Here is a 14882-nt window from a genome sequence, read left to right as displayed (position 1 = left end):
ATATTTTTACCTTCATTTTTTCCACCCTTTCAAAAAAGAGAGATATTGCAATGCTGAGAGTCGCCAAAGAAGCCCTGACCTTCGACGATGTGTTACTGCTTCCCGCCCATTCTACCGTTCTGCCGAATACGGCTGATTTATCTACCCAACTGACTAAAGACATTCGCCTGAATATTCCGGTGTTATCGGCGGCGATGGACACCGTTACCGAAGCAAAACTGGCAATTTCTCTGGCACAAGAGGGCGGTATCGGCTTTATTCATAAAAACATGAGTATCGAACGCCAAGCCGATCGCGTGCGTCGTGTGAAAAAATTTGAGAGTGGGATTGTGAGCGATCCGATCACGGTTCGCCCTGACATGAGCTTGCGTGATTTGGAAGTGTTGAGCAAGAAAAACGGGTTTGCCGGTTATCCGGTCACCACCGAAAGCGGCGAGTTGGTCGGAATTGTGACCGGACGTGATGTGCGTTTTGTCACCGATCTCGATCGCCCGGTTACCTCGGTGATGACTCCGAAAGAGCGCTTGGTCACGGTGAAAGAAAACGAGCCGCGCGAAGAAGCCTTCTCCTTAATGCACGCCCACCGCATTGAAAAAGTGCTGGTGGTTGATGACGCATTCAAACTGGTCGGCATGATCACCCTGAAAGATTACCAAAAAGCCGAAAGCAAACCGAATGCCTGTAAAGACAAATTCGGGCGTTTGCGTGTCGGTGCGGCGGTCGGCGCCGCCCCGGGCAATGAAGAGCGGATCGCCGCCTTGGTTGAAGCCGGGGTTGATGTGTTGCTGATCGATTCTTCGCACGGGCATTCCGAAGGCGTGTTGCAACGGGTGCGTGAAACCCGTGCCAAATATCCGGATCTCGCGATTGTGGCAGGTAACGTTGCCACTGCCGCCGGCGCGATTGCGTTGGCTGACGCGGGTGCAAGTGCGGTTAAAGTCGGGATCGGACCGGGATCAATTTGTACCACCCGGATCGTCACCGGTGTTGGCGTGCCGCAAATCACGGCGATTGCCGACGCTGCCGAAGCCTTGCAAGGGCGCGGCATTCCGGTAATCGCCGACGGCGGGATCCGTTATTCCGGCGATTTGGCAAAAGCGATTGCCGCCGGAGCGTCCTGCGTGATGATGGGGTCGATGTTCGCCGGCACGGAAGAAGCGCCGGGCGAAATCGAGCTATATCAAGGCAGAGCGTTCAAGGCTTATCGTGGTATGGGTTCATTGGGCGCGATGACCAAAGGCTCGTCCGACCGCTATTTCCAATCGGATAATGCCGCCGATAAACTGGTGCCGGAAGGGATCGAAGGGCGTATTCCGTATAAAGGTTTTCTGAAAGAGATCATTCACCAACAAATGGGCGGCTTACGTTCATGTATGGGCTTAACCGGCTGTGCCACGATTGAAGAACTGCGTACCAAAGCGGAATTCGTCAGAATCAGCGGCGCAGGCATTAAAGAAAGCCATGTGCACGATGTGGCGATCACCAAAGAAGCCCCGAATTATCGTATGGGTTAATGTCTAATACAGCGCCTTAATCACTTTCCGCTCATTGTACTGAGCGGAAAGGTGAGCGATAAAATGAGCGAATGTTTCACGCAATAAGGACAACTCAAATGCTACAAGCGATTATTTTTGATATGGACGGTGTGATTGTTGATAGTGAATATGTCGAATTTGCGTTGCAAAAAACGTTTATTCGCGACATTCAAGAACATGATCGCGAGATTAGCCATCAGGAATATTCGCAGGTTGCCGGTAAATCACTGAAAGATATTCCTGAGATTATGCAACGACTGAGCGGTTCTTCGTTGCCGTTAGACGACATTCGCGCACGCTATTTGGTCTTTTTCCATAATATTTTCGATCCTATTGATTACTTAACCATTTTTCGCCAAGAGATTAAGCAGATTATTCAGTATGCCAAAGCCAATAAGATTAAATTGGCGGTAGCTTCATCGTCTGCTTTGGCGCATATTCAGCGGATCTTAACTGCTTGCGGCATTATTGATGAATTCGATCTGATTGTCAGCGGCGAGCAGTTTGAACACAGCAAACCGCACCCGGAAATTTACCAATATACCTTGCAAAAATTGGGGGTAGCGGCACAACGTGCGGTGGCGATTGAGGATTCTTATTACGGCATTATCGCGGCGAAACAAGCCGGTATTCCGGTGATTGCTTACGAAGAAACCCGTATGGCAATCGATCAGTCTTTGGCGGATTATCAAGGCAAAGATATGACGGACATTTTAACCATTATTAAAACACTATTCACCCCAACCGTAGAGAACAATGCATGAGTAATATTCATCAACATAAAATTTTAATTTTAGATTTCGGCTCGCAATATACGCAACTGATCGCCCGTCGAGTGCGTGAAATCGGGGTGTACTGCGAACTGTGGGCGTGGGACGTTTCCGAGCAGGATATCCGTGAGTTTAATCCGAGCGGGATTATTTTGTCCGGCGGGCCGGAAAGCACCACCGAAGACGACAGCCCGCGCGCGCCGGACTATGTGTTCAATGCCGGCGTGCCGGTGTTGGGGATTTGCTACGGTATGCAAACCATGGCAATGCAGTTGGGCGGCTTGACCGAAACGTCCGATCACCGCGAGTTCGGTTATGCGGCGGTTGAAGTGGTACAGTCTAACGGATTGTTTAAAGATTTACAAAATGCCTTGTCAGCACAACAACAGCCGTTATTGGATGTGTGGATGAGCCACGGCGATAAAGTGACTAAAGTGCCACCGCACTTTGAGATTTCCGCCGCAACCGACTCCTGCCCGATTGCGGCGATGGCGAATAAAGAGAAACGTTTCTACGGCGTGCAATTCCACCCTGAAGTGACGCACACCAAGAGCGGTTTGGCATTATTAACCAATTTTGTGGTCGGCATTTGCGGTTGCGCCACCGAATGGACGGCGGAAAATATTATCGAAGACGCGGTGGCACGGATTAAGCGGCAAGTGGGCGGGGACGAAGTGATTTTAGGCTTGTCCGGCGGTGTGGACTCTTCCGTGACCGCACTTTTACTGCACCGTGCGATTGGCAAAAAACTGCATTGTGTGTTCGTCGATAACGGCTTGTTGCGCTTAAACGAAGCGGAGCAAGTGATGGCGATGTTCGGTGATAAATTCGGTTTGAATATTATCCGTGTCAATGCCGAAGATCGTTTCCTTAACGAGCTGGCGGGCGTATCCGATCCGGAAGCGAAACGCAAAGTGATCGGTAAAGTTTTCGTTGATGTATTCGATGAAGAATCGCATAAACAAACCAATGTGAAATGGTTGGCGCAAGGCACGATTTATCCCGATGTGATCGAATCCGCCGCCTCGAAAACCGGTAAAGCGCATGTCATCAAATCACATCACAATGTCGGCGGTTTGCCGGATTACATGCAATTGGGCTTGGTCGAGCCGTTAAAAGAGTTGTTCAAAGACGAAGTGCGCAAAATCGGCTTGGCGTTAGGCTTGCCATACGAGATGTTATACCGCCACCCGTTCCCGGGGCCGGGTTTGGGCGTGCGTGTATTGGGCGAAGTGAAGAAAGAATATTGCGATATTCTGCGCCGTGCCGACGCAATTTTCATTGAAGAGCTGCACAAAGCCGATTGGTATCATAAAGTCAGCCAAGCCTTCACCGTATTCCTGCCGGTGAAATCGGTCGGCGTCATGGGAGACGGGCGCAAATACGACTGGGTTGTTTCGATTCGCGCGGTGGAAACCGTCGACTTTATGACCGCCCATTGGGCGCATTTGCCGTATGATTTATTGGGTAAAATCTCCAACCGTATTATCAACGAAGTGAACGGCATTTCACGCGTGGTGTATGATATAAGTGGAAAACCTCCCGCGACGATTGAGTGGGAATAAGCTTTTATATCAAATGATTAGCCTCGATTTTTTGAGGCTTTCGTTAATTGGCGCATGATTAACTACAAAGTGCGGTTACAAAATTCAACTATTGTTGAATTTATCAAATTTTGTTACATTGAATGCCAATATTAATGGGGAGAAAGAAGATGAAAATTGCGGTTTATAGCACCAAAAAATATGACAAAAATTATTTGGAATTGGTCAATGTGAAGTACGGTTTTGAGTTGGAATTCTATGATTTTTTGTTGAATGAACGCACGGTTAAAATGGCGGAAGGCGCGGACGCAGTCTGTATTTTCGTGAATGATGTGGCGAATCGGGCGGTGTTACAAGCATTGGCTAAGCTTGGCGTAAAATTTGTGGCATTACGTTGCGCCGGTTTTAATAACGTGGATTTGCAAGCGGCAAAAGAGTTCGGGTTGAAAGTGGTGCGGGTGCCGGCGTATTCGCCGGAAGCGGTGGCGGAGCATACCGTCGGCTTGATGTTGGCGTTAAACCGTCGGATTAACAAAGCTTATAACCGTACGCGAGACGCAAATTTCTCGCTCGAGGGCTTGATAGGTTTTAATATGCACGGGCGTACCGCAGGCGTGATCGGCAGTGGCAAAATCGGGATTGCGGTCATGCGGATTCTGAAAGGTTTCGGCATGAATATTCTGACTCATGATCCGTTTATCAACCCAAGTGCGGTCGAACTGGGCGCGGAATATGTGGATTTGGATACCCTGTACGCGCAATCCCATGTCATCACCTTACATTGTCCGGCAACCGCAGAAAATCACCACATGCTCGATCGTGAAGCATTTGCGAAAATGCGCGACGGTGTCTTGATCGTCAATACCAGCCGTGGCTCACTGCTAAATACCGAAGATGCGCTGCAAGCATTGAAAACCCGTAAAATTCGCGGCTTGGGCATTGATGTGTATGAAAATGAGCGTGATTTGTTCTTTGAGGATAAATCAAACGATGTGATTCAAGATGATACGTTCTCATTATTGGCAGCGTCACATAATGTACTGATGACCGGACATCAAGCATTTTTAACCGAGGAAGCGATCACCAGCATTGCTGAGGTTACACTGCATAATATTGCCGATTTAGTGCGTAACATTGAAAGCCCGAATGAAGTTAAAGCATAACCTTCATTGTGTTAAAATATTGATTTTATGCGAATTAATTTTATAGATAAGAGTGTCTTGATTTAACTCTTTGTTTTATATTGTTTTTATATAAAAAGGGTAAACAAGTTATAGGATTATTTAACGATACGGCTTGAAAATCAGTTCGGAAGTGCTTATCTTAAACAAACTGAAACAGACCAACTAAGGAAAAATAAAATGAGTGAAGTAGTACACGCAACCGACGCCAGCTTTGAAAGTGAAGTTTTGCAATCAAGTCTCCCGGTGGTATTGGATTTCTGGGCGCCTTGGTGCGGGCCGTGCAAAATGATTGCCCCGATTTTGGATGAAGTGGCAGTCGAATTAGACGGTAAAGTGAAAGTGGTTAAAATCAACGTTGATGAAAACCAACAAGTTGCGGCAAAATTCGGGGTGCGCAGCATTCCGACATTGGTGGTATTCAAAGAAGGTAAACCGGCGGCAACCCAAGTCGGTGCATTGCCGAAAAACCAATTAATCAGCTTAATTGAAAAAGCCATTGCCTGATAAATCTTAATTATTGGCTTTAAAACCAACCCTTGTGTTTTCACACAAGGGTTTTTGTGTTTTGGGATAAAAGTGCGGTTAATAGCTCACACTGCAATCCAGACAATAAATATACTGTCCGCGCGGGTCGTTCAATTGTTTTAACACCCCGATTGCGTTTTTCAATTGTTTGTTTTGTTGCGGAGCCAAACCTAGGAAATTCAATACCGCACTTTGTACGTCGCTCTTGCCGCGACTGAGAATCTGCTTCAGCCAGCCTTGCGGTTCTTCCACAAACCACTGTAATGGTAACGTTTCAAATTGAGGTTCGCCCTCGGCTTGCAACTGATTAGCCAATTTAACCGCAGCCGCAACGGCAGTGTTAAAATCGCCCAATTCATCAACCAGTTTTTTGTTTAACGCATCTTGCCCCAGCCAAACTTGCCCTTGCGCAATCTGATTCACTTGCTGCTTGCTTAGCTTGCGCCCGCTAGCCACTAAAGTTAAAAATTTATCATAGCCGTTTTCGATGGTCAGTTGGATCATTTGATTGGCTTCCGGCGGCAATTTTTGCAATAAAGACAATTCGCTTAACGGACCGGTGCTGACGCCGTCGCTGTTGATTCCCCAATTTTTCAAGGTGTTTTCCAAGGTAAACAATGCCGCAAAAATGCCGATAGAACCGGTGATGGTATTTGGATCGGCAATGACATAATCCGCTTCGGCGGCAATCCAATAGCCGCCTGACGCTGCCATGCCACCCATGGAAACCACAATCGGAATCCCTTGTTGTTTGATTTGTTGTAATTGTTGGCGAATCAATTCCGAAGCGAACGCACTTCCGCCCGGCGAATTAACCCGTAAAATCAGCGCTTTTACATTATTATGATCATCGAATACCTCTTGCAGCTGCGCCACAATGCTGTCGCCGCCGGCACTGTCATCACTCATGCCGTCCACAATTTCGCCTTCCACATTGACGACCGCAATCTTATCCTGCTTCAGGTAGTTGGTGCGATCCGGCAGGCTGGCGAGATAGTCGGTAAATGCGACTTGGTTATAGCTGTGTTGATTCGGGTCATAGCCGAATTGCTTAATCAATTGATTTTGAATTTCCCAATCACTGTTCACTTCATCAACCAACCCTTGTTGTAGCGCATATTGCGCACTGTCGCCCTGTACGGCTTTCAGTTTTTCTAAAAAGACATCGGCGTTGGGCAAGACCGCACTTGGTGAAATATTTCGGTTTTCCGCAATAATTCGTTGATAATTTTGCCACATTTGGTTTAACCAAAGTGCGGTATTAGCGCGCGCTTCGTTTGACATATTATCACGCATAAACGGCTCGACCGCCGCTTTATAAGTGCCGACCCGAAAAATATGGGGGGTAATCTTTAGTTTGTCGATTAAGGATTTAAAATAGAGATTATTTTGCGCCAAGCCGACAATGCCGACCTCGCCAAGTTGGTTTAAATAAATTTTATCGGCATAACTGGCAAGCAAATATTGCGCCTGCGAATAGGTGCGGGCAAACGCATATACCGGTTTGTTTTGCCGCTTGAATTGTTTCAGGGCTTCGCCGATAAACTGCATTGACGGCAAATCGCCGCCGCTGAAATAATTCAAATCCAATACAATCCCTTTGATTCGCGGATCATCAGTCGCCTGTTGAATCGCACCGACCACATCAAAGGTTGAAATTTGTTGCGGAATCCGTTGGTTATCCAATTCATGCAAAGCGCTCAATAAGCTGTTTTGCGGGCGATTGTCCGCCAAATAACCGTCAAGATTCAGCACGAGAGCACCTTCACCGATTTCAGGTGATGATGACGTTTGCATAACTAATCCGAATACACTCAGGCAAAGCAAAACAAACAATAGAAATACCACATTCATCACGATATCGCGGATAAAACATAAGCCGCGCCACAGCGTTTTAATGAGGTTCAGTAAGATACGCATTCCATTCTCCTTTAAAAAAGAATAATTCTTAATTGGATAAAAATAGGGTATATTGTAACAATAATTTGCTGAGAATAATGTAAAAATCGAAACGGAGATCAAAATGGATGCTTTGGAATTGTTGTTGAGCAGACGTTCAAATAAAAAACTCGTCGAACCGGCACCGCAAGGTGAACAACTGGATAATATTTTACAAGCGGCGCTGCACGCACCGGATCATGGTCGTTTAACACCGTATCGGTTTGTGATTATTGAAAAAGAGGGCAGAGCGGTATTAGAGCGTTTATTAAAAAGTGCGGTTGACGAATTGGGCTTGGGCGAAGAGCGCAAGAAAAAAGCCGAGGATGTCAGTCATCGTGTGCCGATGTTTATTGCCGTGATCGCCAAAATTAACACCGACGTACCGAAAGTACCGGGTTGGGAACAAATGCTCACCGCCGGCTGCGCCACCTACGCCATGCAATTGGCGGCAAATGCACAGGGATTCGACAACGTGTGGGTGACCGGCCCTTGGATTGACGGCGCGGAACTGCGCCAAGCCTTTGGCTGCGAAGAACAGGATAAAGTCATTGCGTTAGTGATGATGGGCACGGCGGAGCAAAAATTGGAAAAAGCCAAGACCTATGATTTGACGGAGTATGTGAGTTACCTATAAATACTTTCCAAGAAAAACCGTACTTTGCTGCTCAAATCAACACTTTTCCCGATTTGTATGGCAACTATCTTAAACTTGGGAAGCTATCAATATAGTTCAGAAGTATGCGCACTTGAATGCAGGGCATTTACTGACCTACGCAAATCAAGTCAAAATCTCGTCAAACTCGTTGCCTGACTTCTCAAAAAGCATAGCAGGGAATGATGAACTGGAAGAAATTTCAGAAAATAAAAAAGCCGTAAGTTATTGATTTAGCGACCATTACTTACGACTTCATTCAGAAAAGTGGCGGAGGAAGTGAGATTCGAACTCACGGAGGGCGTAAACCCTCGCCGGTTTTCAAGTCCTATCTGACATAAAAAGAACTTAATTTAAAACACATAAAATTCAATGACTTGCATTTCTATCCACTATATGTTTTTCCATTCAAAATATCAACTAAATACCTCTTTTTAGCTCTTTTTGGGAATGTTCTGGGAATATTGTGATCCCCAAAAATATCACCAATCATATTTGCTTTAACTCCTACCACTACACCCATAACTATTTTCCTTTCTTAACTCCCGCCATAATAACTTTCATAAAATTACTTATATCACACAAAAACAAAAAAATTGGCGCACTAAGTGAGATATATCACTCAATGCGCCGAGGTTATTTAAGCAGCGGTATCTTTGATTTTGCCACTGGCTAACGCATACGGATTAATGTAACCCAGATAATCTTCCGGCGTAAAATCTTCCGGCTGCGCTTGAATTAGCTGCGTTAATGCCCAGTCATAGCTGACCGCGTTGCGGTCTTCCGGCAGCGGATTGAGGTTAAACGAGCTAAACGAGAGCGCATTTTTACCCGCCGCTTTTGCTTTTGCACTGACATAGCAAGCAACAACGACAGTCGCGTTATTATTGATAAAATCAATGTTAAGCCCAGTGATTTCATGATAGCTGCACGTTGCGCCGGTTTGTTCGTCTTCGATTGATTTTTCGATGTATTTCATGGTTAGTTTCCTTGTTTTTGATAATAAAAAACCGCACTTTGTGGGTGCGGATATGGGATTGTGACACTTAATTTTTAGCCACTAGCATATTAATTTCTGGTGAGAAATCGGCAGAGGTTCCTTTGTATGTGCTCGACGAGCGTTGCTCCGTCTTATATTCCACTGTTACTTGCTGACCGGCAGGAACGTTATATTTAAAACCTCCGTCAAAAACGACTTCATCGGCTGCCTCATCACTATAAACGATATTTCCATTCATCTTGATTTCTACCTTTGCCCAACCGCTCTTATAAATACCTTCGTCACCAAGAATCGCTCCTTTTCTTCCGCCTTTAGAGGAGAACCTAAACGGCAGTGAGATAACGCTACGATTAAAATCCATTGCCGGGATAACGATGATTTTGTTTCTTCCACAGCTGTAAACTTTAACTACATCGCCGACAATATTCCGAGCGTACACAGTGCCGTGAAACGTTCCCGATCTTGCTGTCACATTGCCATTTTTATCAACTAAGAAATTACCGTTATTACTGTTAATGCTGCCGTCACTTCCAATTCTAAGCGTACCTATTGTGGCTTGTCCGCCGTTAATATTTGGCGATGTTAACGTCTGACCCGCCCGAATATGCGTACCAAGTATTGAGTCTTTAGCAACTAAGCTGCCGTTAATCGCTACTTTGTTATCTACCACTGTCAGCATATTGATAACATTCCCGTCACTGGCATTTTTGACGACGCCGAACTTGTTCGCCATCACAATCACTGAGCTTTCAACCGTTTTGTTATCCGCCGTTGCGCCCATTGCGATTCCAGCAATTGCCGTACGTCCGCCTGCGATAGCTTCGGTTTTCAGCGTGCGGGTTGCCGACAGCTTACCGCCGACATCTGCCACCGTTTTTTGTACATCGGTGATTTTTGCTGTTGCATTGTTCAACGATGATTGCATTGCGGTGATTTTGGTTGCGGTTGCTTGTTTGTCTGTTGCGACAGCGGATTGCAATGTCGTGATTTTGGCGCTGCTTGAACCCGGTGTGTACGGTATTAATGGTGCATCTAAACTTGATACTTCGCACAGTTGCGGCAGACAGCAGAACAAATAACTATCGGTGCCGAAATTAGAGCGAATTGCGATACCAATATTGACAAAATCTACGCCATCCGGAATCACTTCGTTAAAATAAAAGTGTTCGAATTGCGTGGTTGATGTATAAACATCGGCGGCCGCTTTTCGTCCAAATTTGCCTGTCGCTATTGTCGTCATGTTCGATGGGTATCGGTAATTACCTTTCTTAACCCGAGTTTTGCTAACGCCAGTTGTGCCGTTGCTGCCACGAAAATCTAAGTACAACAAATCACCCGAATTAGCTCGCAAGCCCCAACCGGTTACATAACAGCTAAATTGTAAAATCTGCCCGGCACGCACCGGAAATCTTGCAATACTATTAACGTAGCTGTTGGTTGCACCTGTTGGATTCTCGGCATTAGTACGATTATCACGGATGCCGAAAACCGCTTCATCTCTTAACGCATATGTCCACTGTGCATTTTTCAGATTGTGGTAGCCGGTAATGCCGCTTGCATTTGTTAGCGTATAGCCCTCCGGAACATTACGATTATCAGGATATAAAAACTCACTGTTTTGCAGTAAGTTTCCGCTTGCACCGAGAGAGGCTTCGATAGTGCCGAAACGTGTCGCACTGGCTTGATTAGCCGTTGCAACCGTGCTTTCAAGTGCGGTGATTTTGGCGTTAGTCCCAATAATCGCTGCATTGGTATCTTCAGGTGCTGGCGTCCAGTCCGTTGCGACATTGCCACGTTCTAACTTAAGCTTTCTAACTTCATACTGACCCGGCGTAGCGTTATTGATTTCAAAAATAACTTGCCAATACAAATGAGCAGAGTGCTTATCTTGTAAAGTGAATGTATAGCTAAACATCTCCCATTTATTCACTTCTGATGCTGTGAAGTATTTGGCTACATTGTCGTATCCGCCTGTAAAAAACTGACGAACAAAAAAACGAATATAGCCTACAGTCAAAGTATTTACTTTTGCCTCAAAACTAATCGTGTAAGTTTTCCCCGGGATTAACTCATTCGACAACACGGCGTTTTGTGAAGAACGCTGATAATACTGAACCCAAAAAGCACTTGTAGATTTTAATGTTAACGTATCATCAGTCCTTGGCATTTCTGCCTGAGTTTGATTTGCGTGTTTAGAAAAAATCCATAGTTTAGAATCGGTTAGTTTTCCCGTACTTAACAATAAATTCCTCCCGCCAACAGACAGATTATCAAACTTGCTATTCATCTCAGTAAACTGTGTTGCTGCCGAGCGCTGATTATTCGTCACCGTTTCGTTGAGCTTAGTTAGCGTACTTTCAGCAGTACCAAGTCGTGCACCTAACTTTTTACTTTCAGCCGCTTGAGCCTCGTCTGCTTCGATCCGAATGCGTTTTTCTTCGGTCAAATCTGCTTCCGCTCTGCCGACACGTCCGGCAAGGGTTTCGCGTGCCTTCGCTTCGGCTTTGTCGGCTTCGGCGCGAGCAGATTTTTCAGATTCAACTGCAGCAGCAACAATACCGATAGCGCTTTCATTGTCTTCCGGCGCTGGCGTCCAGTCCGTTGCAAGGTTGCCGATTTCGAGTTTAGCTTTACCGATATACAACTTAGTTGCAGACGCCATGGCAATCTGAATCATGCCTGCGTCAACACTGGTGACAACTTTATCTTGAATAGTAGAGGTTACAGACAATCTACCTTTGTAGTTGAGTGCCGATCCGTTACCCAAGGCGGCAGCGTGATATTGAATAGTACCATCTTCATAACGCACTCTAATCTCAGTGATGATCCGGTTATATCCTGTTGTTGCTAATACACCGCCGACAACCTCGGCATCGACAGATAGTGTTAAGACTTTTTCACGGTTAATCGCTTCAAGAAAATCCGGGCTAATCTCAATACTCGATCTGCCGATTGTAGTTCTTGAGATATTGGCGGTATTCAAGAAGTAGTTTCGCCCACCAACAGACAAGTTATCCAGTTTTGCGGTCAGTGTTGTGGTTGTTGATACGGCATTATCTGCTGTTTTTTGGGCAGTGCTGATTTGTGTGCCAAGTTCTTTTGCTTTATCAAGTAAATCCTTAGCCGCTTTGTCTGCTGCCGCTTTGACTTCCGCACTGCGTTTAGTTGCTTCCGCGGCAATCGCCTGACTTCTCGCTTGTGCTTCTGCCAAAATTTGGGCGGATCTGTTGCGTGTTTCCGCTAAAAGGTCATTTCCAAGCCCCTCGATTCCGCTTTCAAACCCGGTCAACTGTGCGATCAAATCTTTACCAAGTGCGGTCTCGGTAATTTGTCCGTTGAGATAGTTAACGAGATTATCTGGATTGTGATCCGCTTCGCCAAAAACCGCCTCAGTGAAACTGCCTTTATTACCGTTTTTATCGGTCAAACGCACCCAAAAATAGTGCTTTTCCGATAGTCCGACATTGCCTTTAACGTAGCTTGTCGCCGGATATGCCAACGTTGAGATTTTGACCGCACTACTTAAATTCGGCTCACGAGCGTGCCAAATCTCTGTAGCATTGCCGACAGTCGCCAAGACTGGCAACGTCCATTCAACGTTGATCGCCATCAGCTCTGATGTGGTACGCAAATCCGTGATCGTCAGATTAATTTCAAACGATTTTTTAACCGGGTTAGAGTATTGCCCCAGCTGATTTTTAGCGCGGATTTCGGCGGTGTAGCTACCGTCCGGCAAACCCTCAAAAGTCAATTTAGGCTCTTTCAAATCGGTATAAGTGCGGTACACTTTTCCGTCTTTATAAAGTTTGACTTCGTAAGTGACAGTGCCAATTATGGTCGGCTGCTCCCATGTCAAAATGATACCGTCGGTGCCAGCAGCAATGCTACTGTGAGTCACTTGTGCTGGGCGCATTCTGTGCAACGTAGTTTCGCGCGCCTCAAAATGCGCCCCATTATCGACGATAGATTCTTTCTGCGGTTCGTGCTGCAGCGCAGTAATGGTAAACGTGCCGTCTTCGCTATTTTCACTGATATTGATCGCACGGTAGAGTTGTGTGCTGACCTTGGCTTGATTCAACGTCCATTGTTGCAACGGCTCAAGTCCTGCAGGGGCAGAGTCCAATGTAACGGTTTTTTTATCTGCAGAGACTGACCGCACTTTGATTTTTTTGCTTGCCAAAGCGTTATCAATCACCGCTGCATAGCAGAAGTAAATTCCGTCAGTGAAATCAATTTCCCGATCAAGTGTTACCGTCATGCCATTAATGCTTTCAACGCGGCCACCGATATTCGTGCCTGCAAAATGGTTGTCAGCGATTTCAATAATATCGCCCGGAAGATTGCGTAACCCCTCTGCGCCGACGGTAAAGGTAATGGTACAAACTTCAAGCCGTTCAGTTTCTAAAATCCATTTGCCATGGCGGTGAGCCTGTCCGCGGCTGGTGCAGCCGTATGCCACCACCTTTTTGCTGTTGTAGCCATAACGCTCAATCAGTGCGTCATCAGCAACATATTCAACGGTAGATTCATAGTGGTTATCTTTGTCGGCAAACTCCACCTCAACAGCCGTGTGACGGTCTTTGAGAGCGGAGTAGGCACGTTTAAAGCCGCTGACGGTATTGGCTTGTGTATAAGTACAAACCGGATCGCCAGGGCGATCTTGCACCACTGTCAGCATAGAGCCGTCCCACACCGGCATACCGCGCATAATGGACGCCAAGTCATAAATAATGTCATAAGCGTCTCGTTGTTCGGTTTGCCAGATATTACAGGTCATGCGTGGCTCTTTGCCGCCATAACCGTCTGGCACCAACTGATCACAATATTGCGCAATGGCATACATCGCAAATTTATCGCAGCCGTACACGCCCAAACGTTCGCCCAAGCCGATATCCGCACGGGTCACAACATCATAAAAGACCCAAGCCGGATTGTTACTGAACTTTCTGACGAATGAGCCGTCCCAAAAGCCATTGTACTTGCGGGTAATCGGATCGTAATTGCTCGGCACGCTGACAATCATGCCGCGATCAAGTGCGGTAATATCCGGGATATTGCTGATCTGACGAGAGTCAAAGCTGAAACCGGCTAACGCTACGTTCGGATAGGACAGTTTAGCGTCAATGATTTCGGTGTAGCCGCCCCAAAAGGTTTCATTTTGCAAGCGTTGCGATTTGCTGTCTTCTGTCAGTCGCTCGACGGTCACGCGAAATGGCACCGGCGGCAGATTTTCAAGCATGATGTGACGCAAGTATTGCGAGGAGCTCTTGCCGTCAATTATGACCGGCTTGCTCAGATCGCCATATTTAATCAGCAGTGATACCGACGATCCGACAGTATCCCCATTGTCCTTTTGCTGAAACAAACTGCGCACGCCGAGCGTAATGCGCAAGCGGCTGACATCTTTATCAGTAATGGTGCGCGTGGTCGGCAAATTTTTCTTGATTGTGGTGCCGACAGAAATTTCTTTCTCAGAATAGTTGAAGCCTTTTAACGGATCTTGGTCTTGCGTGCCGACGGTGTATTCCACTTCGACATTGTTGAAGTTATAGCTGCCGTCCGCATTCATCACCGGCGTGCGGTCAAAGTAAAGGTTTTTGAGTGTATGTTCCGGTCCTTGGATTTCACCGACGCTGGCAATCCCGACAAGCCGTAATTTTTGCGCTGATTTCAGTGTATCCGGCGCTTCTACCGGTGTTCTTGCGCTGCCGCCTTTTTTACCACCCATATT

General features: G+C 46.4%; 10 protein-coding genes. 6 read left to right on the top strand and 4 right to left on the bottom strand.

Annotation, left to right across the window (positions count from 1 at the left end):
• Nucleotides 1–50: 50 nt before the first annotated feature.
• The 5 genes from guaB to trxA all read left to right on the top strand — a co-directional run bounded on the left by guaB (nucleotide 51) and on the right by trxA (nucleotide 5537).
• Entirely contained in the window at nucleotides 51–1514 is a 1464-nt protein-coding gene (gene guaB / locus ACWA50_RS11985; protein WP_431052839.1) for an IMP dehydrogenase, read from the top strand.
• A 98-nt stretch (nucleotides 1515–1612) separates the two neighbouring features.
• Nucleotides 1613–2299, top strand: coding sequence for an HAD family hydrolase (locus tag ACWA50_RS11980; protein ID WP_431052837.1), 687 nt, complete (start codon nucleotides 1613–1615; stop codon nucleotides 2297–2299).
• On the top strand, nucleotides 2296–3870 hold the full coding sequence (gene guaA, locus ACWA50_RS11975; RefSeq protein ID WP_431052835.1) for a glutamine-hydrolyzing GMP synthase: 1575 nt from the start codon (nucleotides 2296–2298) through the stop codon (nucleotides 3868–3870). Before ACWA50_RS11980 ends, guaA begins: the two co-directional genes overlap by 4 nt.
• Before the next feature lie 149 nt (nucleotides 3871–4019).
• Nucleotides 4020–5012, top strand: a complete 993-nt coding sequence (locus ACWA50_RS11970) for a 2-hydroxyacid dehydrogenase (protein ID WP_431052833.1) — start codon at nucleotides 4020–4022, stop codon at nucleotides 5010–5012.
• Between the two features lie 198 nt (nucleotides 5013–5210).
• Nucleotides 5211–5537, top strand: coding sequence for a thioredoxin (gene trxA, locus ACWA50_RS11965; RefSeq protein ID WP_449343107.1), 327 nt, complete (start codon nucleotides 5211–5213; stop codon nucleotides 5535–5537).
• A gap of 78 nt (nucleotides 5538–5615) precedes the next feature.
• Here trxA and sppA read toward each other — a convergent pair whose 3' ends face one another.
• Nucleotides 5616–7478: a signal peptide peptidase SppA gene (gene sppA / locus ACWA50_RS11960; RefSeq protein ID WP_431052831.1), complete on the bottom strand. Its 1863-nt coding sequence runs from the start codon at nucleotides 7476–7478 to the stop codon at nucleotides 5616–5618.
• Nucleotides 7479–7581: 103 nt separating this feature from the next.
• Between sppA and ACWA50_RS11955 the strand changes: the two genes are divergently transcribed.
• Entirely contained in the window at nucleotides 7582–8133 is a 552-nt protein-coding gene (locus ACWA50_RS11955) for an NAD(P)H nitroreductase (RefSeq protein WP_431052829.1), read from the top strand.
• A gap of 403 nt (nucleotides 8134–8536) precedes the next feature.
• Here the strand turns inward: ACWA50_RS11955 and ACWA50_RS11950 are convergent, their stop codons facing one another.
• The 3 genes from ACWA50_RS11950 to gpJ form a co-directional block, all read right to left on the bottom strand.
• On the bottom strand, nucleotides 8537–8674 hold the full coding sequence (locus ACWA50_RS11950) for a hypothetical protein (RefSeq protein ID WP_431052827.1): 138 nt from the start codon (nucleotides 8672–8674) through the stop codon (nucleotides 8537–8539).
• Between the two features lie 117 nt (nucleotides 8675–8791).
• Complete coding sequence (locus ACWA50_RS11945; protein WP_431052825.1) at nucleotides 8792–9130, bottom strand: hypothetical protein; 339 nt, start codon at nucleotides 9128–9130, stop codon at nucleotides 8792–8794.
• A 67-nt stretch (nucleotides 9131–9197) separates the two neighbouring features.
• Nucleotides 9198–14879 (bottom strand): TipJ family phage tail tip protein, encoded by a 5682-nt coding sequence (gpJ, locus tag ACWA50_RS11940; RefSeq protein WP_431052823.1) that lies wholly within the window; start codon nucleotides 14877–14879, stop codon nucleotides 9198–9200.
• Nucleotides 14880–14882: the final 3 nt, after the last annotated feature.

This window comes from Testudinibacter sp. P17/SS/0325 (assembly GCF_053570765.1).
Note: the sequence above shows the minus strand (reverse complement) of the source record. Positions and strands in the feature narration are given on the sequence as shown.